Here is a 20,681-nt window from a genome sequence, read left to right as displayed (position 1 = left end):
GTGCAGGTAGGGGCCGGTCAGCAGCATCGTCAGCACTCGCCACCGCATCCTGCGGCGGGTACTGATCGCATCCAGCACCATGTTGCTGAGCATGGGTCAGCTCAGGAATTAGCAAGTGTAAACGCTAAAGGGCCAGATAAAGCCAAACATGTCGACAGTCCTCTCCGGATCTCGGGTGGCAAAAACTGTAAGGACTGTCCAGCCCAAATCGTCTGGTCGTACCACCACATGCGGTGGTGACGTAGTAGGTAGCGGCCGCCTATCAACAGGGCTACGCGCGTCAAGGACAAGGGAAGACGGAAGTGGTGATTGTCCCTCCTTTTCCGTGATGCGGCTCGTAGGTCGCCCACTGGCTGTGAGAAGATAGCCTAGGCAGGGCAGCCCTCGTACGAGACACGACTAGTCGTGGCAAATCGGTCGGCTGGTTTGTCACGAGGAACATTCGCCGTCGATCGCAAAGGAACTATCCTTGTCCTCTGCGGAAGTCCTCCGGATGAGGGCTGCGTTCTCGGGAGTAGCCTAGAAAAGGCAAGAAAGGTGAGGACTGCATGGCAAAAGCGTCGTCGAAGCAGCCGATGAGACCCCCCTTCCCAGTTGAAAGCGTCCCTCTCGAACTCATCGACCTTGACCTGCGCAATTCCCGCTTCGCTCGCGACGCCCAGTCCCAAACGGACGCGTTCGAGCTGATGATCACAACCGCAGGCGACGACTGCCTCGACCTCCTGCGAGATCTCACCCGGACTGGTCAGATGAACAGCTCCGACCTCCCCATCGTGGTAACTCGCGATGGGCGCTACATCATGATGGAGGGCAACCGACGCCTCACATGCCTGCGCCTGTGGAGTGACACCGAGCTTCTGAACAGAACCGAGTCGCTGGAGAAGCAATTTTTCTCGCGGGCACAGCGCATGGTCGATGACAGCGCCTACAGCCCACCGGCCGAGTTGCGGGTCGCCGTTGCGCCTAGCGAAGCCGATGCTGATGTGTGGGTCGAGCGCAAGCACACAGGAGGCGCTGGAGGCGCGGGCACCGTCGAGTGGGATGCGGCCATGAAGGATCGTAGGCGGGCGCGGAATGATCCGACGAAGGCCTCCCGCGCGATGGCGTTCGTAGACCTCGTTTCTCGTGAATACGAGGATGAGCGTGACATTCAGATTGCACTCGAAACGGTCCGTAGCAAGCGTTACACCATGATCCAGCGCTTCGTTGATCGCAGCGTGGTCCGCAAGATGCTTGGTCTGGATTTTTCCGAAGGAAAGATGACTTTCGAATACGGGCCGCGATCGACGATGCCCATCGTCCGCCAGGTTCTGAATGACTTCGCAAGACCCAAAGCTGAGTCCGGAAAGACCTGGGCGCGCGAACTCGATACCGTCGACGATTTCAAGAACTACCTCAACCGTTACACTGAATTGCTACCAAGCAACGAATCGGAGCCGCATACTCCCGACAAAAATGACGATCAACGTACCAGTGAAAATTCGCCAGGATCACCGCATGCTGACAGCACGCCGAGTAAACAGGGAGACAGAGTCGATCTTAAAGAGAACACATTAGAGGGAATCGAAAGCGAAGATGAGCGTCCACCTCGGCCAACCCCGGCTCGCGAGTACATCTTCCGCGGCCTCGTGCTCGACAAGTTCACTCGCCGCATTCAAGATATTGTGCGCCAGACGTCTCTGCTGAACGTCAAACGACAGAACGATATCGTAGCAGTGATGCTGCGCGTCATTCTGGAGATGACCACATACCAGTTCCTCATGTCTCGCGGCCGGGACGTCCCGAGAAACCTGGAAAGAAGCCTTAAAGAAGCCATCAAGGTGATCGAACCCAATGCCTCCGATGCCCTTGGCGCTGCTGAAGAAACCTCTCCTCTACGCAAGGCGTTCCACAGCACGACAGCCGACAGCGTCCGCCTCACACATTACGCAGTGCATGATATTCACAGCGGACGCACGCCGTCCGAGGTATTGACCTTGGCTGACCGGTATGCTCCTCTCCTAGAAGAGATGAACGCCAACATGGGGAGCACACCGATCCAATGAGGTACCTCTCACCTCTGCGTTACCCTGGGGGCAAGGCACGCCTTGCCCCCTATTTGGCACGGCTACTCGAAGCCCAAGGCCCGCAGCCACGCCAGTACGCGGAACCGTTCGCCGGAGGCGCCGGTGCCGCGCTCCATCTTCTTCGGAACGACAGCGTCGAACGTATCCACCTCAACGACCTCAACCCTGGCATCGCTGCCTTCTGGCGAGCATCACTCGACGTCCCCAATCAGTTCTGCCATCAAGTCCGAACCGTACCGCTCACAATCGACGAATGGCACCGCCAGGCAGAAATCTATGCAAATCCATCCGGACACGACGACTTCGAACTCGGCTTTGCCACCTTCTACCTCAATCGCACTAATCGCTCAGGTATCCTTGACGCACGTCCTATCGGAGGCTTCGAGCAACTCGGACACTGGAAGATCGACGCACGTTTCAACCGCGAATCACTCTGCACTCGCATTCAGGCCATCGCCGACCTGCGACACCGCATCTACGTTACTGAGTACGACGCGCTCGCCTTCCTCAACACCATCCAGGACATCGCCAAGGACGTGCTCGTCTATGCAGACCCGCCCTACCTAGTCCAAGGCGAAGGCCTATACCTCCACGCCTTCGACGCAGAAGCACACCTCCGACTAGCGAGATTCCTCGCGAGCGCTGATTTCCCTTGGATCCTCACCTACGACGACGATCCACGGATCACAAACCTGCTCTACAGCGGGGGTCGATGCGCTACTTTCGATATCTCACACACAGCCCACCGCCAACACGTTGGCACCGAAGCGGTCATCTATTCCGAGCAACTAGTTGTTCCCGACCTTGAAATCACTACCGGACGTGTCGCGCGCTGGACCGCGTAGGTCGCGTTCGATGCACACTTGATGCTGTGGGATCCTAAGATCACTACAGGAGTAGGCAGCGCTAACACTCGCATCCGTGAAAGTCACGTATCGGCACTGCTCTTGTCCTCGGCCAGTAACGGACTGCACCAGCTGAGAAGCCAAAGCGGGAACCTACCCGCTCCAACGGTTCACCAGCAGCCTACCAGCTTACCATTTAGTCCACATCATCCCCCGGTCAGCATGATACGTCGCAATCGGACACCGCGAGCGCTAAGAATCTCTAACGCATTTTTCTTGGGATCTGCCGCAGAAGTTTCACGAAGCTGAGGCGGTAGGGAACTTTTGAATGAGCAACCTTCGCACGGTCTCGGAACTGGCAGGTTTGTCGGCGGGGATGAGCCCGTCCCGTCGCCACGTGGCGAGTAGTTGTTCTCGTTCGCGGGGTGTCATGCCGCCGCGGATGCCGTGTTGGTCGGCGCGGGGTTGGATGAGTTCGTCGGCCAGGCATTGGGTGCGTACGGGGCATTGGGTGCAGAGGGTTTTCGCGTGGCGACGGCGCCAGTAGGCCTCATGGCCGGATTCGGGGCGTTCGTCAGGGCCGTACCAGAGTTCGATTGGTGTTCCGGCACAAGTGGCGTGTTGTTCCCATGCTGTCGTTGCGGTGGTGGTGTTGAGCATAGTGTTCACCGTTTTGGCATCTTTTCGGGAACGAACGAGGAGACGTTATAGTGGGGAAATGCTGGGTGAACAGTCTGTTGTGGAAGTTCGATGGGCTGTGGGGTGTAGATGCGCCATCCGACGCGGTGGGTTTTCGCCTCGTACATGGCGAGATCGGCACCGTCCAGAGCCTCGTTCAGGGGCGGGGCCGGAGTGGTCACCGTCGTGATGCCCAGTGAGACGCCAACGTGCAGCGGCCTGCCGAGGTCGGGCAGCGTGATCGGTGCGGTAAGCGCGCTCAGCAGTCGATCCAGCTGATCGAGGTCGGACAGTCGGGCGACGAAGGCCAGCTCGTCCCCGCCGAGCCGTCCGGTAATCGCCGTGGTGCCGAGTTCGGCGTCTAAACGCCTGGCGATGGTGCGCAGTACACGGTCGCCGGTGTGGTGGCCGTGGGTGTCGTTGATCGGTTTGAAGCCGTCGAGGTCGAGCAGGCCGACAGCATTGGCCTTGGTCAGTGTTCTGGCGGCGGCTGCTTCGAATCCTGTCCGCGTCAGCAGTCCGGTGACCGGGTCGCGGTGGGCACGTGCGAGCTGGCGGGTGCGCATTCGTAGGCGGTAGGCGGTAGCGGCCCATCCCGCGGCCGCGGCCACGGTTGCCGTGCCCAAGGTGGCCGCCGAGCGTGATGATCGGCGGGTCAAAGGGGTCGAGGTCGACATCCATTCGCAGAGGTGCATGACGGTTGCCTTTCGACGATTTAGACGTTGTGCTGCTGGGCCTCGTTGTCCCCGGTCGGGATCGTGTCCGTGTCCGTCGAGAACCGGTCGGTGCGGGCTGGCGCTCCGCTGTCGCGGTGGCGGCCGTCCAGGCAGTGGGGATGGGCCCAGTCGGTCAGTCGCGCGGCGAATCCGGGCCGCCATTGGTGGTGCCAGTACTGGGCGTCGCGGACGTTGGCGGTGGCGCCGATGTTGGCGCGGCGCCAGGTGTAGGCCAGCGTGGCGATCTCCAGCGCCAGGCCTGGATGGTGGCGCCAGCAGGGTGGTATCGGACGGGAGGGTCCGCCTGGGATGCCGACGTAGGTTGTGTTGTGCCAGGCCACGAAGTTCTCTACAGTCCAGAGGGGACTGTGCTCCTCGTCGCGGTGTTGGCGGTCTTCGGCGGCTGCGGGTGGGGTGTAGAGCACCCAGGGGGCTGGCTGGTCTTCGACGGGGTCGTTGTCCTCGGTGTTTTCGAGAGCTTCGAGCCGGTTGTCGAGGGCGTTGAGACGCGTGGAGAGGCTGCTGACCACATCGGTGAGGGTGTTGACCTGGACCTGCAGGTCTCGCAGTGTGCGGTCGGTGTCGGACTGGCGAAAGCGGGCGGGGGTGATGCTCTCGTCGTCGGTCACGGTTTTCCGTCCTCCTCGGCCACAGTGGGTGTGTTGCCGGGTTGTGGCGCGGTGGGCAGGGGGTAACCACCGAGTGAGACGGGCGGCTGACCGCGACGGATGGTTTCGACGTCGGCGCGTAGCTGAGTCCAGTCACGGCGCCGGGTGACATCGACGGTCTGGGCGAGGATGGGGTCGAGGTGGCGGTGGAACACCAAGACACGGCCGCGGTCGAGGGTGCGCACGGCACCGGGGCGGTAGGTGGGCACGGTCTCGGTTCCGATGGAGGTGCGGGAGGTGCCCAGCAAGCCGTCGGACTGCTGCTGGTAGCGCCGTCGCTCGTGGTGGCCGGTCAGGGTGGAGACCCACTCCAGGGTTTGGGGGTCTTTGATTCCTCCCCAGAGGGTGAGTGTGGTGGTGTTGTCGAGTAGTTGCCGCCGCCCGGTTTCCTCGTAGAGGATCTCCAGGTGCGCCAGGGACTGGGCGGCCCAGTCGATGCGGACCCCGCGTCCGGCGGAGTCGGCCAGGATCTCGGGCAGTCGTGGGATCGGGGTAGCGTCGAAGAGTTCATCGAGCACGTTGGTGGCCGGTGGGTCCAGCCGCCGGTGCGGGTAGGAGAGGGCCATGTCTTGTTCGGTGGTCAGGATGTCTTCGACCAGGGCAGTGAGGATCGGGCGGACCTGGGCGGCCTGATGTTCGCCGGCGATGAGGAACAGGGAGCCATGGTTGTCGATGAAGCTGCCGACATCGAATTCCTGACCCGGTTCGGGGGTGCACAGTTGTCGCAGCTGCGGGTCCAGCCAGGGTTCGATGACGCGGCGTACGCTCAACCACACCGCATCCGAGGTTTCGGCGACCATGCCGATCTCGGCTCGTAGGTTGTCGGCCAGTTCGGGGAATCCGTAGTGGCGCAGCAGTTCGACCGGTTCCTGGTCGGGCGGTTTGGTGATGGCCCAGGTGACCAGGTCCCCCACGCTGCGGCCGTCGTGGGCGGCGGCGATGAGATAGCTCTGCACCACGGTTTTGGCGCGTTCACGGAAGACCTTGTCGTTGCCACCGATGTTTTCCAGTCCGACGGCGGCGGCATCGACGAGGGTTTCGGCCCGTCGGCGGGCGACGGTGAACTCGGTGCAGCCGGTGATCGGGGAATAGCGCACCCTCGCGGGCCAGGAGACCTCGCCAGTGGTGTCGAACACCAGCACCGGCCCGGCCTGCTCGCGGCGGGTGCGGGCCAGCGCGGCGAATTCGACCAGGTCCGGTTTGGTCGTCGAGCACAACAGTGCGCCCGGGGCGGACAAGGCTTTGTGCACCAGGTCGGTGCGGGATTTGCCCGACTGGGTGGGAGCGAACGCGCCGGTGGGGTTTTCCAGTGGGACGCACAAACGCTGGCGATTCGGCCCGCGGTGCAGCGGGACGGCCAGCTCCTCCAGCGGGGCGCGGCGTCGCTCGCGGGGGCTGAGTCCGGGGCGGGTCCAGCGGGCGGTTCGGCGGGCGGCCTCCGGTGAGAGTTCGCGGCGGATGTCCTCCCGGGAGGCATGCCCCGGTGTGGAGGGTCCGAATCGGCGCCAAGCCACCACGATCCCTGTGGTTATCGCGGCAGTTCCTGTGGCAAGTATTGTCACGGTGACAATCCAGTACAGGTCAGCCCGATCGGCCAGTGCCGTTTCCCACGGGGCACCGAGTCCGGCGGTCGGCTCGGTGGGGTGGGTGAGCACGTCGAGTGTTCCGTGGACCCACGTGTCGAAGCCGGGGACGGCCCAGGGGCCGCCGGTCAGCGTGGTGGCCACGGCGGCACCGGTCATCAAGGCGGCGGCCAGGGCCAGCAGCGTGCCGAGCACCGCGACCAGCAATCCCATCAGCGCGAGGTCGCGATCGGTGGCCGGTGACAGTCGACGATGTGTGCTCATGTCCGATTCCCTTGTGGCGCAGTGGGTTCGGTAACGCGGCGGATGGCGACGATGTCGTCGCTCCAGGCGGAGAGTTTCTCGAGGATGACGCCGGTGTCTGTGTCGTAGGCGTTGACGATGAGTCCGTGCCCGGCGTACAGCCCCACGTGTCGGGGGTTGGCCGGAGAGCCGAGCGAGCCGGGGATGAACACGAGATCGCCTGGGGCCAGTTGGGCGATGGAGCCGACCGCACGTCCGTCGTGGACCTGGTTGGTGGTGCCTGCCGAGATGCCCACACCGGCATGTGCCCAGGCGGCCTGGGTGAGCCCGGAGCAGTCGAACGCGTTGGGTCCTTTCGCACCCCACACGTACGGCGCGCCGAGTTTGCTCAGTGCGTATTTCACGGCCGCGCGGCGGCGCGGATCGTCGGGCAGGGTGAAATCGTCCGGGATCTTCTGCGGATCCAGCGGCAGGTCGGAGCCGCCCCGGTTGGTACAGCCCAGCGCGGCCCGGTGCTCCTCGCCGGTGTCAAGGAGCTCGCCGGCGCTGGGGGGTGGGTTGTTCGGCCCGGTCCAGAACCGCCGCATCAGCGCCCGAGCGGGTGGTTCCTGCGGGGCGTAGCGGTCGGGGTAGGCGCTGTGCTGCACTGCCTGCTGGGCCCGGCCCGGCGGCATGGAATACCACCCGTCGAGAGCGAGGAGGTGGTCGAGGAACTCGTTGGTGGCGTAGACGGGGTTGAGGATCTGTTCACGGCTTCCCCAACCCTGGCTGGGGCGCTGTTGGAAGAGCCCGAGGCTGTCGCGGTCACCGTGGTCGAGGTTGCGTAGACGACTTTCGACGATGGCGGTGGACAGGGCCAGCACCGCCGCGCGCTGGGGCAGTTCATGGCGCATCACCACGGTGGTGATGGTGCGGGCGTTGGTCAGCTGCGCGGAGGTCCAGTGTCGCTGGCCGATCTGCTGGGGCGGGCCGCCCGGTCCACCGACGGCGGCGCACGTTCCGAGTGCGACGGCCGCGCCGCCGGTGACCGACAGGAAAGTGAGGCCGATCAGGACCATCGGCAGCACGAACAGGAGCACCAGTGGGACCGCGATCAGGCCGAGTTTGCCGTTCATCGTCTCTCTCCACCGTTTTCGCGCAGGTGGGCGTTGGTGTCGAAGGCGTTCTGTTCGACGCGGGAGAGCACGGTTTGGACTTTGTAGCCGGGGCTGTTTTCCAGCTTCCACAACGCCCGGCCGGTGCGTTCCATGCACCAGCCGGTGGTGACCTCGGATTCTTTGGTTGACAGAGCGAAGTCTCCGGCCAGCTCGTCGGCGACCCGGGTGGATTGTCCGAACAGGATCCGCGTGCTGCACAGGGCCAGCAGGTCTTTGGCGATGGCGACCTCTTGGGAGCCTGCGCTGCCGACGGAGAGGAAATCGCTGGGCTTGTGCCCGACGAGGATCTGGATTTTCTGCTCGGCGCGGGAGAGCCGCAGGTCCGAGTCGACGGCTTGCACGGCTTTCGAGCCCAGCCGCATTTGGCGCCAGACTTCGTCGCGCACGACGATGCGGATCTCGCCGTCGTCCTGCAGGTCGGTGATCATCGACGACCACGAGCCCAAGCAGGTCAACGCCACCGCCACGGCCTGGTCACCGCGGCCGCGCAGTCGGGAGAGGTCCATGGACTGGATCGGGGCCTGCCAGTCCATGTCGAAATTGGTGGGTTCGTCGAACAGTCCGGACAGCGGGCCGGTGATGAGGTTGGCCAGCGCGTCGGTGATCGGCCGCAACGTATCGAGGAACTGGCGCCGGTCGGCGAAGCGGGTCCCACGCCAGAGCTGTTCGTCCGGATCGGCCAGTTCGCGCTGCACGTCGGGAATGGTGACCGGACGCAGCCGCCTGGCGCCGTCGGTCGTGCCGAGCAGTCGCCGCAGTACCTGGGCCAGTACGGCCTCGTCGGTCACGGTGGGTGCGTAGCCCTGGGCTTCGGCCAACGCGACGAGGAGCTTGACCCACCGGGCCAGCAGCGCGTCGAGTTCGTCGCGCTGCCGCTGGGCTGACCACGAGTCCCACCGGGTGGCGATCGGCCCCAGGTCCAGCGCGTTGAGGCGGGTGGACAGTCCCCGCCCCAGCGCGATCGGACTGATGCCCAGTGCGCGCAGCAGAGGTGAGTACTCGCCTTTCACATCGCCGGAGATCAGTGTTTTGGTGCCGAACAGCATCATGCGCAGCAGAAAAGCAACCACGGTGCTGCTTTTGCCCCGTCCTGGTTCGCCGAAGACGACCAGGTTCGGGTTGGTGGTCAGCCCGCGCAGTACCCAGTCGACGGGATGGGCGTAGAACGCGCTGCCGGACAACGTGTCGTAACCGATGCGGGCACCCACGGCCGGAATGCCGTTGGCCGCCAGCAGCGGGAACAGTCCGCCTATCTCGCTGGTGGTGGCCTGATACACCGTCATCGGCGCGGCGACCGGGGACCACCCGTGCCCGGCGCGGGAGCGGCCGCGACGGGGAGCCCGCGGCCGGTTGATCCGCTCACCCCTCGAAGGCGGCGGTGTGGGGTGTGCTGGTGAGGGAATGTGCGGCAGGGTCTGGCCGGTGTCGCGGAACAGTTGAGCGGCACCGCGTGGGGGTGTGCGGGTCACAGCAGACCTCCTCGGGCGTTCGGAAGTCCGATGCCGAGTGGCAGGCAGGCGGCCACGAATGCGCTGTCCTGGGCGAGATCGAGTCGTAGTAGGCGGAACCGGCCGGCGGCGTCGTTTTCCAGCCGGGCGGCGTGATCCTCCACCGACCGGTCAGCGGGCACGGTCACCGCCGCGGCCGCGGCGTAGCGCACGAGCGAGTGCCCGGCGGCCACGGCTTGTTCCTGGGCTCGGGCTCCACCTGCTTCGCGGTCGTCGGCGGCGCTGGCCGAGAATCCTTTCGACGCTTTGTAGTCGCGCATCACTCCGGAGCGGAACCGGTACCCCTGCACCGAGCGGGAGGCAGCACGCGAGCCCAACACCTCGTAGTGCATCGCCAGGCACCGGCGTTCTCCGGCGGATTTGACCGCAAGCAGCGGGGCGAGTGATCCGAATACGGTGCCGGCTTCGGGCATGAGCACGCTGTAGGAGACCGTGGAGTAGGCGTCGTGGTCGTAGCGCCGCCATCCCGGCGTGGGGGCCTGGGTCGGTCCCGCCGCGGCCAGGGGCACCCCCACCTCGTCGGTTTCCGATCCGGTCAGCTGCCCGGCCCGCAACACAGCCGAACTGTCGGGGTTGAACCCGGTGCGGATCGCCTCGGCCAACCCGCTGCCGGACAGCCACTCCACACTGTCGGCGCCGAGGGCTTTGAGCGGGTCTTCGAGCCCGTCGAGCACGCGGTAGAGCACCCGTGCGCGGCCCTCGACTCCGCCTCCGGCCGCGGCGGCGGGTTTGCGTAGTGCGTCCTCCGGGCCGGACACCGTCACGAAGACCTCGTGGCGCACCGAGACCGCCCCGATGGTGCGGTCGAGTTCGTCGACCGCGCGGCGGGCCAGATCCGGCGCCTCGGCCACATCGTGGCGGGAACGCCACACCTCGTACTCGGTGCCGTCGTCGGGCACGGTGCGCACCAGCAGCGACAGCCGGTCGACGACGTCGCGGTGCCCGATCGAGAGCAACATGCTGCCCAGCCGAGACGCCAACCGGTCACACTCCTCGGCCGAGAGCAGCCCCACCCCGGTGTGGGTCACTCGGGCGGTAGCGCCCCATCGTCCTTCACCGGTGTCGTGGATCAGGCATACTCTTCCGTGGTGCTGAAAAACCGGACCGTCCGGAAACGACACTCGTTGAAGCACACCGGGCAAATCCGGTTCGTTCGGATCATCCAACTCACCGGCAGCAGCGCGGGACTGCCACCGTGACCACCCCAAGGCCGCCCCGAGCTGGTACAGCAACACATGGGTCAGCCACCGCAGCGCCGGGCGGCCCCGTACCGGCACCACCACCAGTGCCGCTGCGAGCCCGCACACTCCGGCCAGAATCAATGCCCGCAGGAACTGTCCGGCTGAGACGGTCCACAGCACCGGCACTGCCAGGACAAGGCAGGCTAGCGCCTGCGCGGGGGACAGCCCCATGATCCAGCCGGGTTTTTCCCGCCGGGCCAGGCCTCGATAAATCCGTACGCTGCTCATCAGGTGATCACCGCCGTATCCGTTGACTGTTCGGCACCGCCGCCACTGGCTCCGCCTCCGCCACGGGGACCACCCCGGGGGCCGTCGCCGCTGGGAGGTACTCCCCCACCACCCGGATCCTCGTCACCGTCGTCATCACTGGGACCTGTCTCCGGCGGCCCGGGATCGACCGAACCGGGTGGCTCTGCTGGGAAGGAGTGCTCGTCAACCGAGCCCGGCGACGGTGGGGGTTCGCCCCCACCGGTATCAGGCGGGGTGGGGGCGCCCTCCGGTTCTGCCGCACCGGCAGGGGCGACCGCATCGCCCTCACTCGCCTGGTCGGCCTCCCCGGCCGGCTCGTTCTCCGAGGTGGGGCCATCTCCCGCCCCCGCTGCCTCGGTAGTGGGTTCGGAGCGCACCCCCGCGGACGGGGCGGAATCGTCACCGGTCGACGATCCCGAACTCGGCTCGACATCGGGCTGGCTCTCCGGTGTGGCCCCTTGGGGGCCGTGCCCGTCCGAAGCGGTGATCGCGCCACGGTTGGCCGAGTCTGTCAGCGAGGAGGCCGAGGATCCACCGCTTCCGCCGGAGGAAAGTGCCTGCCCAGCTGCCGCTGCTGCCAGCCCCACTCCGCTGGCCGCGCCAGCGGTACCCGCGACCACACCGCCAGCTCCGGCAGCATCCGCCCCGGCGGTGGCCAGGGCCTGGTCGAACCGCTGCGTGGTCGCGTTCTCCAGCGGTCCATCACCGTCACCGCCGGACATGTCGTTGTCGCCACCGCTGCTGGTTCCGCCGGTGAGCTTGTCGTAGGCCATCGAGGCGGCCTTGAACGCGGGGCTGTTGGCCCCGTAGGAGTCCAGACCGGTCGAGGACAACCCACGGCGAAACGCCGCCCCGGCATCGGCGTTCGGGTCGACGAACGCGAACAGCTTGAACAACGGCCACGGAGCGACCAGTGAGATCATCAGAACCCCGACACCGGCCAGCAGCCCGGACACCCCGTTCGAGCCGGCGTGGATGGCGATGCCGAGTACCAGCGTCAACGCGAGCACGGGTTTCATGGCGATGCAAGCCAGCATCCAGCGAGTGGTGGTCCAAAACCAGTTCTTGCTGACATTGGCCAACAGTCCGGCCGCCGTGATCGGGATCGTGATCACCAGCACGTAGATCGCGGCCTCGCGAAACAGCATCTCCAGCACCAACCCGATCCCGGCGGGGATCACTCCCATCACGGCGCATATCCAGAGCAGATACGCTTTTTCCGTATCCAAGGCGGTGTCGAGAAACGAGCTCGCCTCCAGCGCGTCCTGGAAATTCGACACATCCAGCCCGTAGTCGAGAATGCCTCTGGTGACCCCGTCGGCGGCGGCCAGAAACCCACCGACCATGCCCGTGGTCACCGCCAGCGCGAGTCCGTACTGCAACGGCCCCGTAACCAGGCGCAGGAATCCACTGCCACCGCGCAGGCTGGTCATGACCAGCTGCCAGCAAAACAGCCCCAGCGCCAACGCTCCGGACAGCCAGAGCATGATCGGCCACAACACCGATACCGGTTCAGTGCGAGGATCCACCGTGAACACCGAAAACCAGTCGGCGACGGTGAACGCTCCCCGCAGCAGCGCCAGACTGGCTTGCCATATCCCGTACATCGCCTTTTCGACGGATGAGACCAGCAGCTCGCCCAGCTTGTTTCCGAGACCGTTGCCGATGTCGTCGAACGGCCATGCCCACAGTGGCCAGCGCATCAGGCCTCCTCGATCGGTCGGTATCCGGCGCGGACCGCTTCGACGCTGCCCGGCCACGCGCTCGGTGCGGCCGCAGGCAACGGGCCCGGCGAGAGTCGCCAGCGCCCCTCGACACGGCGCAGTGCTTGGCAATCGCCCACCCCGGCCGAGACGGTCCGGCCGTGGTATGTCACCGAGAACTGACCCAGCACGCAGGCCACGACGTAACGGCCCTGGTCGGTGGTGCCCTTGATCTGGGCGTGAGTGATCTCGTAGTCGGCCCGCAGCCCCGCCACCGAGCCGGTGGGCCGCAGCCCCGCGCTGTCACGCATCGAGGTGAGCACCGCAAACAGCCCCGTGGTTTCCGGGTTCGGAGCACCGGCGAGGGCGAGCTCGCGGTAACCGCGGGCATAGGTGGCCGGATTCGCCCCGCGCATCGCTGTCTCATCCAGCGCGGCCAGCTGGGCCAGCGCCCCCTGCGGGGTGGCGGGAAATCCGGTGGGGATCCACCCTCTCCGACTGCTGTCTGGCGCAGGCAGCGAGATCGGCGGGCCCGCCGTCTCGGTGCTCACCGCATGGGGGCGTGCCGCCGCAGGTGGTAGTTGCGCCATCTCCCGCCGGGCCAGTCGATGCTGGGCGTCCACCTCCCAGGAACCGCTCCCCTTCTCCGTCGTCAGAGCGGGGGTGGGCGGCGCCGTGGACGGCCCCGGCGCCGACCGATCCTCGGTGAACGCGCGAGCGGTCACCAGTGCCGCGAGCAGCACCAGTACCGCCAGCACCCCCAACGACGCCGACAGTCCCAACTGGGCACGCCGCTGCCGAACTCGTTGCTGTGGTGGGGTCTCCTGCATCGTCAGACCCCCGCGAAATGCGTGAGCAGTTGATATCCGATGCCGTACAAGATTCCGCCCCCGAGGGCGCACAGCATCATGACCACGCCGACCTTGCCCGCCCGGTGATGATCAACCCACCGGCCGCCGGCCCAGACCAGCACTCCGACGAAAAACCCCACCAGCAGGGCCACCCCGGCACCCCATTTGATGTTGCCCACCACCCCGAGGATCTGCTCGGCCCCAGGTGGGGCCTGCGGTTCCGGATTCGGAATTTGCGCGAGAATCGACATCAGGGATTCCTGGATCATGCTGGGGAGTCCTTTCTGTTCCGGCGGCGAACAGCACGCCGCGAGGTCACCGGCGAAGAAGCAACGAGTCCCCACCGGCTCAGCAGCGGCATGATCGCCGCGCGGACTCGCTTCGGCACGGGTTCAGCGGTGATGCCCTCCACCGCCACGGTCGAGTCGTGCGGCAGGAACACCGCCTCCTCGAGCAGCGCCGCCACACGCCGTCCGGCAGCCCCGGTCACCCCGGCGGGCCACGACGACGCCCCGACCACCACCAACTGGATCGGAAATGTGATCACCCCGGCCTCGTTCCACGCCTCCAGCCGGGCCAGCACCTGTTCGGCCTGCGACAGGCTCGGACGACTCGCCCGACACGCCAGAAGCGGACGAACGGGCGGGCTCCCGCTCCGTAACCACGCACCGGGCCCGGACAAGGGATGCGCGGCCATCCGCCACGCGTCGTGTCCGATATCGACAACGGTGACATCGAGCGCCCCGTTGGTGGGTTTGAAGAACCGGGGCGGCGGCACCATCCCCGGCGTAAACACCGGCAACTCGGTCTCCAGCCGCGCCAGCACCGTGGACTCGTCACGCCAGGAATGCCGAACGCGCACCGATTCGTGCGGACCGGCCTCCGCTGCCCCCTCCACAGGCGCGGCCGTGGCCAACCCCGATCGAACAGGCTCGGCGGTGTCAACCAGCAGCACCCGTTGCCGCAAACTGCTCAGAGCATCGGAGAGCACTGCCGCCACAAGCGAAGCGCCCGCGCCGGGCGATCCCGCCAGCACCGGAATCACCGCACCGAAGCCGGACCAGTCGGCTACCGCGTCGCTGACCGGTGCCACCCCTTGCCGTTGCACCGCAGCGGCACTCGCCGCCGTCGCCGCGGTGACCCGCTGCCCTGCCGCAGCACCGTGGTTAGCCGTAGTGAGCTCTCCGGATTCCACCGCAGCGACCACATCGGCTGTGGGCAGGTCCTGCCAGCTTCGGCAAGCCAGCCTTGTCAACGTCCGGTCGCGCTGCTCAACCCCGCCAGTAGAACTTTCGGAATCGTGATCGACCCATTCGGTGTTCATGAAGTCATCCCCTCATCAGGACATGAGATCAGGTTCAATCCAAGCAGCAACTTCCCAAAACAAAAAAGAATTCGAATCAAAAACAAGAAAGCAGAAAATGCTGTCACTCACTGAAACGGGAGGTCGAGAGCAGCTTGGCCACCATGTCTTCGACAGGGTAGCTTCCGCAGCATGTAACGCCAATACCTTTGTCGATCAGCTCTTGCCGATCGGCGGCACACACTCCGCCCCAGATTCCCCAGCACATCTCGGTACACAACTCATGAGTGACTCCGACAGTAAGACACTCGGTTTGCACCGGACAGCCGGTGCAGGCCTCACGCGCCTGCCTACGCTGGATTTCACGGGCCGACGGACCTCGTGGCTGCTCCCGAAACCACGCGTCAGCATTGTCCGCCGACACGCAGACCCCGTATTGGCTGACCAGTTTCATGAGATCACGCAACGACATACTACTCCACAGAAGACGGATCGCTCCCTACCCGGACTCAGAACGCACGGGACTCACAGGAAGACATGGCAGAAAAACGCGGCACCAAGTGCCATCGAACAGCACCGACCAAGAAAACATCATCTTGACCAGAGCCGTTCCGATTTCACGAGCGACACAAACCACAAAAATTTCCTGCCACGACATGTACCTGCCCTGATCCTGCGAATGCGGTGATCATGATCAGACAGGCACCATGAACGAACCAGTGGTGCGGTTATTCGCTCTTTTCTCCTCTCGTCGAGCAGAGCGTCGATTGGTTCCTACGCCGTGTTCGATCGACCTGATGATCGAAGCACCTTCTGTTGGCCATCTCTCGGATTAGCCGCGCAGCAGTCAGCCCTGGCGTCCACTGCTGTGCGTCCGCGCCCAGGGGAGCACCACCCCGGATGGCCTATATCGTCGATGGCTCTTGTCCGGTATCCTTGACAGCGCAACCTTGAGAGTAGGTACCAACAACAACGCTGTCAAGTTTAGTCGACAGTTGATATTGCTGGTCAGGCTTTTACGACACTCTCGCGAGAGGTGGTGAGGACAGTGACCGACCCCGGAGCAAACGCGACGGGTGACACGTTCGCCACCAAGTTGAACCGGCTTTTCAGCAGCGTAAAACGTGAAGACGGTACCTCTTACGGTAAGCCGGAGGTAGCCGAGTTCATCGGTGTGTCGCGCGGGTATCTCTACGACCTACTGAAAGGTAAGAACGAGCCGAGCCACTCCGTCGTGGTCAAGCTCGCCGAGTTCTTCGGAGTCGAGCTGGAGTACTTCGCCAACACCGAACGTGGCCGCGACCTCAACCAGCAACATGATCTGTTGGCGAAGCTTGGCGAGCAGAACGTACGCCAGATCGCGACGCGTGCCAGCCAGCTCTCAACGGATCAACTGCGCAGCGTCATGGACTTCATCGACTTCCAAGCTGGCCGCCCCGGAGAAGAACACTCGTCCGAGTGAACCTCTTTTCGCTGACGTGTCGCTTCTCGGTGTTTTATCGTGAGGCTATCCTTGGTCTAGACAACCAGACACGCATCGGTGGTCCTTTTCTGTGACCATGCCACGTTACTGCTCATATTTGGTTCGATGGGGAAAGCGGGAACGGTGCAAGCACATCGGGGAATGGTCACGGTCGGCGACGCCGAGCTCTATTACGAGATCCGCGGTAACGGTACTCCGCTGCTGATCATTCAGGGGGGATTGAGCGAAGCGGGGACCACGGAACAGATCGCTGCGGAGTTGGCCGAGCACTATCAGGTGATCTCCTATGATCGTCGTGGACTGTCGCGCAGTTCCCTTCCGGACGGGCAGGCGCAGGCACCGGTCACGATGGGGACTCATGCCGATGATGCGGCAGCGCTGTTGGCTACGGTGACGGAACAGCCCGCTTATGTGGTGGGGCCGAGTATTGGTGCGGTCATCGGGCTGTTTCTGGCTCTCCGGCATCCCGAGCGTGTGGCGATGCTGGTCGCTCACGAACCGCCGATGCTCTCACTGGTGCGGGATCCGGATCAGGAAACCGGGCTGGCCGAGGTTGCCGCTCTCGCCGAACGGGATGTTCACGCCGCGATCCAGCACTTCGTCACGTTCAGTGGTAACGAATCGTCCGCGTGTGAGATGGGAGCCCGGGCAGGGGCGCAGGTCGGTGATGCCGAGGCGAATCTACGGTGGTTTTTTACCCACGATTTCCCCGCTGCCCGACACGCCAGTCTCGACATCGAGCAGCTGTCGTCCACTCCGGTACCGGTCATCCCTACTGGCGGGGACGACGGGCGCGAGCGGTGGGAATACCGCTGCGCCGAACAGCTCGCCCGACACCTGCCACGGCGGCTCGTCGAACTACCCGGTGGGCACAACGGCCTGGTCAGCCATCCCTGGGCCAGCGCGGCCGCACTCCGCAAGCTGTTCACGGAGCACGAGATATGACCGGCGATGCTCGTAGCTGGCGCAACGATCTCCATCTGCGGCGCGGGGTCCGTACCCTGCTGCAAGAGCTGCATCTCGACACGCCGCTGGACATCAACCTGCTGTGTGACCGACTGGCTCAACGCAGACAGCGTCCCCTCGAACTGGTGCCCTATCCCCTGCCCGCCCCGGGGGTGTTCGGGCTGTGGGTCGGCACGGCCGATACCGACTACATCCTCTACCAGCGCGAGACCACGCCCGCTCATCAAGAGCACATCATCCTGCACGAAATCGGTCACATCATCTCCGAGCACGGTAGCGGCAACAACGACGAGGATGTGTGGAACCACCTGTTCCCGGACATTCCTCCTGAGATGATTCGACGTGCGCTTCGTCGGGACGGTTACGGACCCGCCGCCGAACGGGAAGCCGAGATGGTCGCCACCGTGATCAAGGAGTGGGCGACCCTGCTCGACCACCTCCGGTTTCCACAGGGGAAACGGGACCGATTGAGCCGCGCGTTCGACGACCACCAGGGGTGGCTGTGATGCTTGCTCCCAATCTGCTCATGTGGGCCGCGGCCGTGATCGCCGCAGCATGGAAGCTCTCCCAGCTGATCCGCCTCCCACACGATCGGGGCTTGCGGGTGGTCACCCTGTGCACGGTCCTGGTCGCCGTGGCCCTGTCGACACAGCTGGCCGTCAGCATTCCCGGCCTTGCCGGGATGTTTCCCAGCCAGTCGCCGAAGTTGCTGCAGAACGTGCTGCTGACGTTCTTCTTCGCGCTGCTGATCGTGCTGCTGCGCTCCGCTCTTCTCCCGAATGTCGCTGTGTGGAGAAGCTATGTGGAGATCGCGCTAGCGTCTCTGGCCAGCTTCGGACTAATGCTGGCGTTTGCCGCGACCAGTGCGGAGTGGCGCGGGGCCAGTTATCCCGAAACGAGCCAGCACTCCGGTGTGCTGGCTTTCTATCTCATCGGCAATCTCTACATGAGCTACGCCACCGCTCGCGGTGCCTGGCTGTGCCGAGCCTCGGCGAGGCAGACCTACTCCGGTGCCCGTCAGAGCCTGACCGTGGCCGCCCTCGGGCTCACCGTGTGTTTGCTGGGAACACACCTGCCGCGCGTGCTGTCGACCACCGGCCGACTACTGCTGGGCACCGATCCCGTTCCCGGAACAGCACACTGGACACCACCCCTGCTGGCCCTCGGAATCGGGCTCTTCTTCCTCGGCATCGGCTACCCCGGACTGCGCACCGGCATCATCAAAGCCCGCCTGTGGATCACCATGCGCCGCCACCACCGGCAACTCCGCCCACTCTGGGCTGCGCTGTACCAGCACTTCCCCAACATCGCCCTGTTCGCCCCCACCACCCCACGCCGCGAAGCCTGGCAACTGCGCCACATGCGACTGCGCTACTACCGACGCATCATCGAATGCCGCGACGGACTCGTCTGCCTCAGCCCCTACCTCCCCGAACCCATCCACCCCAACCACACCCCCGCACACCAAGCACAACTCGTCCACACCGCCCTCACCACCACCACACGCACCCAGGCAGCCCTCCCCTCGATCATCGCGGCACCAACCACCCACGACACCCACGCCGACACCCACCACCTCCTCGCCCTCGCCCACGAATACACCCAGCTGGCCAACATCCACACCAGCACAACGACCGCATAAAACGAGCACCCTCCACGCGGTTCCTCCTGCCACCCGAGAACGAGGTCTGCCCGCTTGGCGGCGGGCAGACCTCGGAAGGGAAGAGGAATACCGTTGTCCGGAAAAGGACCGCGGACAGGAACGTGACTAACTAGCCCGCCGGGGCCAGTGGGTGGTCTTCTCCGGTCAGGGCGCTCAACGCCGTGGCGATTTCGGGGAGCCCGGCGCGGACGTAGGTGGCAGTGACTCCGCTCTCGCCCGCGCTGTCGGTGTGGCCGGCGTAGGCCCGGGCCACCGCGTAACCGAAGTGGCGCTCCACCCACGTCAGGGTGGTATACCGCAGCCAGTGCGTGCTGACCTGCTGCGTGGCCACCCACGACACGTGCCGCCCGAGCCGGTGCCACAAGTGGTCATACCGCCGATGCGTCAACGGGTTACCACCTCGGTAGCGCAGCACCCTCCCGTCACCAGCCACATGCGCGCCCCGCTGGTCGGCGTGCTCCCGCAAATGCCGCATCAACGTCGGCGAGACCGGCTGCCACCGCACCGTGTCGTTCTTCTCCCGCAACAGGATCACACACTGATGCGGATCCAGATCAGCCACCCGCAACGCCAGGGCACCCCCGCGGCGGCAGGCCGTCTCGGTGTGCAACCGCAACAGCAACGTGTCCAACGCAGGATCGTTACCCGTCGAAGCGGCCACCCGGTTCAACTCCGCCACCGGCTGCTCACCCAACCCCCGCCGCGTACTCGGCAACCGACGCGGCATCGCCACCCGCCGGGCCGGATCCTGCGACTCCGACACAATCCCGTCAGCCACCGCGTGCCGATACACACACCGCAACGCCGCGATACAGTGCTCCACCGCGCTCCGGCCGCCCCGGGCGTTGCGCCGCACCACCCGCTGAGACCGCACCCGCTCGGCCAACTGCTTGATCTCCGACGCAGTGGGCTCGTCCAACCGCCGAGAACCCCAGAATTCCAGCACGCGCTTCCAGTACGAGCCATACACCCGCCTGGTGCCCGCCGACACCGCCTGCTGCACCACCGGGACGTACTCGGCAAACGTCGGCACCACACACGAACCCGCCGCGGACCCGACCAGATCCTCCGGCGCCACCCCCATCCGCGCCAACACCAACCGAGCCGCCTCCAGCTCCGACGGAGCGGGACCGGTACTGCCGGAGCGTTCCACTCGATCACTCATCGGGGCTCACCCCCAGCACGGCCGCGTGCCGCTCGGCCAGCGCCGCTTCCACCACCACCGGCGGGTGCACCAGCAGCACCCCCCGCCGCGGCGATCCCGCCAGCAGCACACGATCACCCGAGCTGATCCCGCAGCGCGAACGCGCCCGCGCCGGAACCACCACATACCCCGGCCCGGAGAGCCCGTAGAGCCCGTCCGGATGGGCCCGCAGCAGCACCGAACCCGCGACCACACCGAGCTCGCAGCACTGATCACGACCCCAGCCCAACGCGGCCACCACCGCACGATCACCGACCCGACCCGAGGCATCCACCCGACCCATGCCGAACACCCACGACGACACCCCGGCGGACTCCGGCACCTCGGCCAGCGGAAACGCACGCGGCGACACCCCACCAGCCACCGGACTCCGGGCGGACTCACCACGCCCGGCACCGGGAACCACCGCGGACAGGATCGACTCAGCCATGCCGACCACCACCCCGGCGGCCACAGCACGGCCCACGCACAGCCAGCGCGTCAAGACATGAGAAAAGGCGGCACCGATGGTGCCGCGACAACAGACCTTCGAACCTAGCGCATCGGGGAAATTT

General features: G+C 65.3%; 20 protein-coding genes. 6 read left to right on the top strand and 14 right to left on the bottom strand.

What is annotated here, in order from left to right; all coding sequences use genetic code 11:
• Window positions 1-548 precede the first annotated feature (548 nt).
• A complete protein-coding gene (locus BM150_RS15390; RefSeq protein WP_139219545.1) occupies window positions 549-2,045 on the top strand; it encodes a hypothetical protein in 1,497 nt (498 codons plus the stop codon).
• Entirely contained in the window at window positions 2,042-2,911 is an 870-nt protein-coding gene (locus BM150_RS15385) for a DNA adenine methylase (protein ID WP_092927957.1), read from the top strand. The genes BM150_RS15390 and BM150_RS15385 overlap by 4 nt, the downstream gene beginning before the upstream one ends.
• A 297-nt stretch (window positions 2,912-3,208) precedes the next feature.
• Here BM150_RS15385 and BM150_RS25110 read toward each other — a convergent pair whose 3' ends face one another.
• From BM150_RS25110 to BM150_RS25270, 12 genes are all read right to left on the bottom strand, one after another.
• The gene (locus BM150_RS25110) at window positions 3,209-3,571 is read right to left on the bottom strand and encodes a WhiB family transcriptional regulator (protein ID WP_092927956.1); all 363 of its coding nucleotides are present in this window, start codon (window positions 3,569-3,571) and stop codon (window positions 3,209-3,211) included.
• Between the two features lie 5 nt (window positions 3,572-3,576).
• Window positions 3,577-4,215, bottom strand: a complete 639-nt coding sequence (locus BM150_RS15375) for a GGDEF domain-containing protein (RefSeq protein ID WP_217641668.1) — start codon at window positions 4,213-4,215, stop codon at window positions 3,577-3,579.
• An 89-nt stretch (window positions 4,216-4,304) separates the two neighbouring features.
• Window positions 4,305-4,934 carry a hypothetical protein gene (locus tag BM150_RS24525; RefSeq protein ID WP_217641667.1) on the bottom strand — a complete coding sequence of 210 codons (630 nt, stop codon included), beginning with the start codon at window positions 4,932-4,934 and terminating at the stop codon, window positions 4,305-4,307.
• Window positions 4,931-6,820, bottom strand: coding sequence for a type IV secretory system conjugative DNA transfer family protein (locus BM150_RS15370; protein WP_092927954.1), 1,890 nt, complete (start codon window positions 6,818-6,820; stop codon window positions 4,931-4,933). Before BM150_RS15370 ends, BM150_RS24525 begins: the two co-directional genes overlap by 4 nt.
• The gene (locus BM150_RS15365; RefSeq protein WP_092927953.1) at window positions 6,817-7,914 is read right to left on the bottom strand and encodes a C40 family peptidase; all 1,098 of its coding nucleotides are present in this window, start codon (window positions 7,912-7,914) and stop codon (window positions 6,817-6,819) included. The genes BM150_RS15370 and BM150_RS15365 overlap by 4 nt, the downstream gene beginning before the upstream one ends.
• Window positions 7,911-9,425 (bottom strand): ATP-binding protein, encoded by a 1,515-nt coding sequence (locus BM150_RS15360; protein ID WP_245755511.1) that lies wholly within the window; start codon window positions 9,423-9,425, stop codon window positions 7,911-7,913. The genes BM150_RS15365 and BM150_RS15360 overlap by 4 nt, the downstream gene beginning before the upstream one ends.
• Window positions 9,422-10,933 carry an SCO6880 family protein gene (locus BM150_RS15355; protein WP_092927951.1) on the bottom strand — a complete coding sequence of 504 codons (1,512 nt, stop codon included), beginning with the start codon at window positions 10,931-10,933 and terminating at the stop codon, window positions 9,422-9,424. The genes BM150_RS15360 and BM150_RS15355 overlap by 4 nt, the downstream gene beginning before the upstream one ends.
• The gene (locus BM150_RS15350; RefSeq protein ID WP_092927950.1) at window positions 10,933-12,657 is read right to left on the bottom strand and encodes a TrbL/VirB6 family protein; all 1,725 of its coding nucleotides are present in this window, start codon (window positions 12,655-12,657) and stop codon (window positions 10,933-10,935) included. The genes BM150_RS15355 and BM150_RS15350 overlap by 1 nt, the downstream gene beginning before the upstream one ends.
• Window positions 12,657-13,487 (bottom strand): hypothetical protein, encoded by an 831-nt coding sequence (locus BM150_RS15345; protein ID WP_245755510.1) that lies wholly within the window; start codon window positions 13,485-13,487, stop codon window positions 12,657-12,659. Before BM150_RS15345 ends, BM150_RS15350 begins: the two co-directional genes overlap by 1 nt.
• 2 nt (window positions 13,488-13,489) lie before the next feature.
• Complete coding sequence (locus BM150_RS15340) at window positions 13,490-13,777, bottom strand: hypothetical protein (RefSeq protein ID WP_092927949.1); 288 nt, start codon at window positions 13,775-13,777, stop codon at window positions 13,490-13,492.
• Complete coding sequence (locus tag BM150_RS15335; protein ID WP_217641666.1) at window positions 13,774-14,832, bottom strand: hypothetical protein; 1,059 nt, start codon at window positions 14,830-14,832, stop codon at window positions 13,774-13,776. The genes BM150_RS15340 and BM150_RS15335 overlap by 4 nt, the downstream gene beginning before the upstream one ends.
• Before the next feature lie 103 nt (window positions 14,833-14,935).
• A complete protein-coding gene (locus BM150_RS25270; protein WP_425427423.1) occupies window positions 14,936-15,265 on the bottom strand; it encodes a WhiB family transcriptional regulator in 330 nt (109 codons plus the stop codon).
• Between the two features lie 594 nt (window positions 15,266-15,859).
• On the opposite strand from BM150_RS25270, the gene BM150_RS15325 reads away from it, so the two are divergent.
• From BM150_RS15325 to BM150_RS15310, 4 genes are all read left to right on the top strand, one after another.
• Window positions 15,860-16,273 carry a helix-turn-helix domain-containing protein gene (locus tag BM150_RS15325; protein ID WP_092927947.1) on the top strand — a complete coding sequence of 138 codons (414 nt, stop codon included), beginning with the start codon at window positions 15,860-15,862 and terminating at the stop codon, window positions 16,271-16,273.
• Between the two features lie 126 nt (window positions 16,274-16,399).
• A complete protein-coding gene (locus tag BM150_RS15320) occupies window positions 16,400-17,239 on the top strand; it encodes an alpha/beta fold hydrolase (RefSeq protein WP_245755509.1) in 840 nt (279 codons plus the stop codon).
• Window positions 17,236-17,766 (top strand): hypothetical protein, encoded by a 531-nt coding sequence (locus tag BM150_RS15315; protein ID WP_092927945.1) that lies wholly within the window; start codon window positions 17,236-17,238, stop codon window positions 17,764-17,766. The genes BM150_RS15320 and BM150_RS15315 overlap by 4 nt, the downstream gene beginning before the upstream one ends.
• Window positions 17,766-18,902 carry an MAB_1171c family putative transporter gene (locus tag BM150_RS15310; RefSeq protein WP_245755508.1) on the top strand — a complete coding sequence of 379 codons (1,137 nt, stop codon included), beginning with the start codon at window positions 17,766-17,768 and terminating at the stop codon, window positions 18,900-18,902. The genes BM150_RS15315 and BM150_RS15310 overlap by 1 nt, the downstream gene beginning before the upstream one ends.
• Before the next feature lie 130 nt (window positions 18,903-19,032).
• Here the strand turns inward: BM150_RS15310 and BM150_RS15305 are convergent, their stop codons facing one another.
• Window positions 19,033-20,088, bottom strand: a complete 1,056-nt coding sequence (locus BM150_RS15305) for a tyrosine-type recombinase/integrase (protein WP_175496848.1) — start codon at window positions 20,086-20,088, stop codon at window positions 19,033-19,035.
• Window positions 20,081-20,611 carry a hypothetical protein gene (locus tag BM150_RS15300; RefSeq protein ID WP_139219544.1) on the bottom strand — a complete coding sequence of 177 codons (531 nt, stop codon included), beginning with the start codon at window positions 20,609-20,611 and terminating at the stop codon, window positions 20,081-20,083. The genes BM150_RS15305 and BM150_RS15300 overlap by 8 nt, the downstream gene beginning before the upstream one ends.
• Window positions 20,612-20,681: the final 70 nt, after the last annotated feature.

The sequence above is a fragment of the Actinopolyspora alba genome, assembly GCF_900112765.1.
GTDB lineage: Bacteria > Actinomycetota > Actinomycetes > Mycobacteriales > Pseudonocardiaceae > Actinopolyspora > Actinopolyspora alba.
The sequence above is the reverse complement of the archived record's forward strand: the minus strand, read 5'-3'. Positions and strand labels throughout refer to the sequence as shown.

Coding starts and splice junctions, on each gene's coding strand:
- BM150_RS15390 (WP_139219545.1), top strand. CDS start 549: ATGGCAAAAGCGTCGTCGAAGCAGCCGATGAGACCCCCCTTCCCAGTT.
- BM150_RS15385 (WP_092927957.1), top strand. CDS start 2,042: ATGAGGTACCTCTCACCTCTGCGTTACCCTGGGGGCAAGGCACGCCTT.
- BM150_RS25110 (WP_092927956.1), bottom strand. CDS start 3,571: ATGCTCAACACCACCACCGCAACGACAGCATGGGAACAACACGCCACT.
- BM150_RS15370 (WP_092927954.1), bottom strand. CDS start 6,820: ATGAGCACACATCGTCGACTGTCACCGGCCACCGATCGCGACCTCGCG.
- BM150_RS15365 (WP_092927953.1), bottom strand. CDS start 7,914: ATGAACGGCAAACTCGGCCTGATCGCGGTCCCACTGGTGCTCCTGTTC.
- BM150_RS15355 (WP_092927951.1), bottom strand. CDS start 10,933: ATGAGCAGCGTACGGATTTATCGAGGCCTGGCCCGGCGGGAAAAACCC.
- BM150_RS15350 (WP_092927950.1), bottom strand. CDS start 12,657: ATGCGCTGGCCACTGTGGGCATGGCCGTTCGACGACATCGGCAACGGT.
- BM150_RS15345 (WP_245755510.1), bottom strand. CDS start 13,487: ATGCAGGAGACCCCACCACAGCAACGAGTTCGGCAGCGGCGTGCCCAG.
- BM150_RS15340 (WP_092927949.1), bottom strand. CDS start 13,777: ATGATCCAGGAATCCCTGATGTCGATTCTCGCGCAAATTCCGAATCCG.
- BM150_RS15335 (WP_217641666.1), bottom strand. CDS start 14,832: ATGAACACCGAATGGGTCGATCACGATTCCGAAAGTTCTACTGGCGGG.
- BM150_RS25270 (WP_425427423.1), bottom strand. CDS start 15,265: ATGAAACTGGTCAGCCAATACGGGGTCTGCGTGTCGGCGGACAATGCT.
- BM150_RS15320 (WP_245755509.1), top strand. CDS start 16,400: ATGGGGAAAGCGGGAACGGTGCAAGCACATCGGGGAATGGTCACGGTC.
- BM150_RS15315 (WP_092927945.1), top strand. CDS start 17,236: ATGACCGGCGATGCTCGTAGCTGGCGCAACGATCTCCATCTGCGGCGC.
- BM150_RS15310 (WP_245755508.1), top strand. CDS start 17,766: ATGCTTGCTCCCAATCTGCTCATGTGGGCCGCGGCCGTGATCGCCGCA.
- BM150_RS15305 (WP_175496848.1), bottom strand. CDS start 20,088: ATGAGTGATCGAGTGGAACGCTCCGGCAGTACCGGTCCCGCTCCGTCG.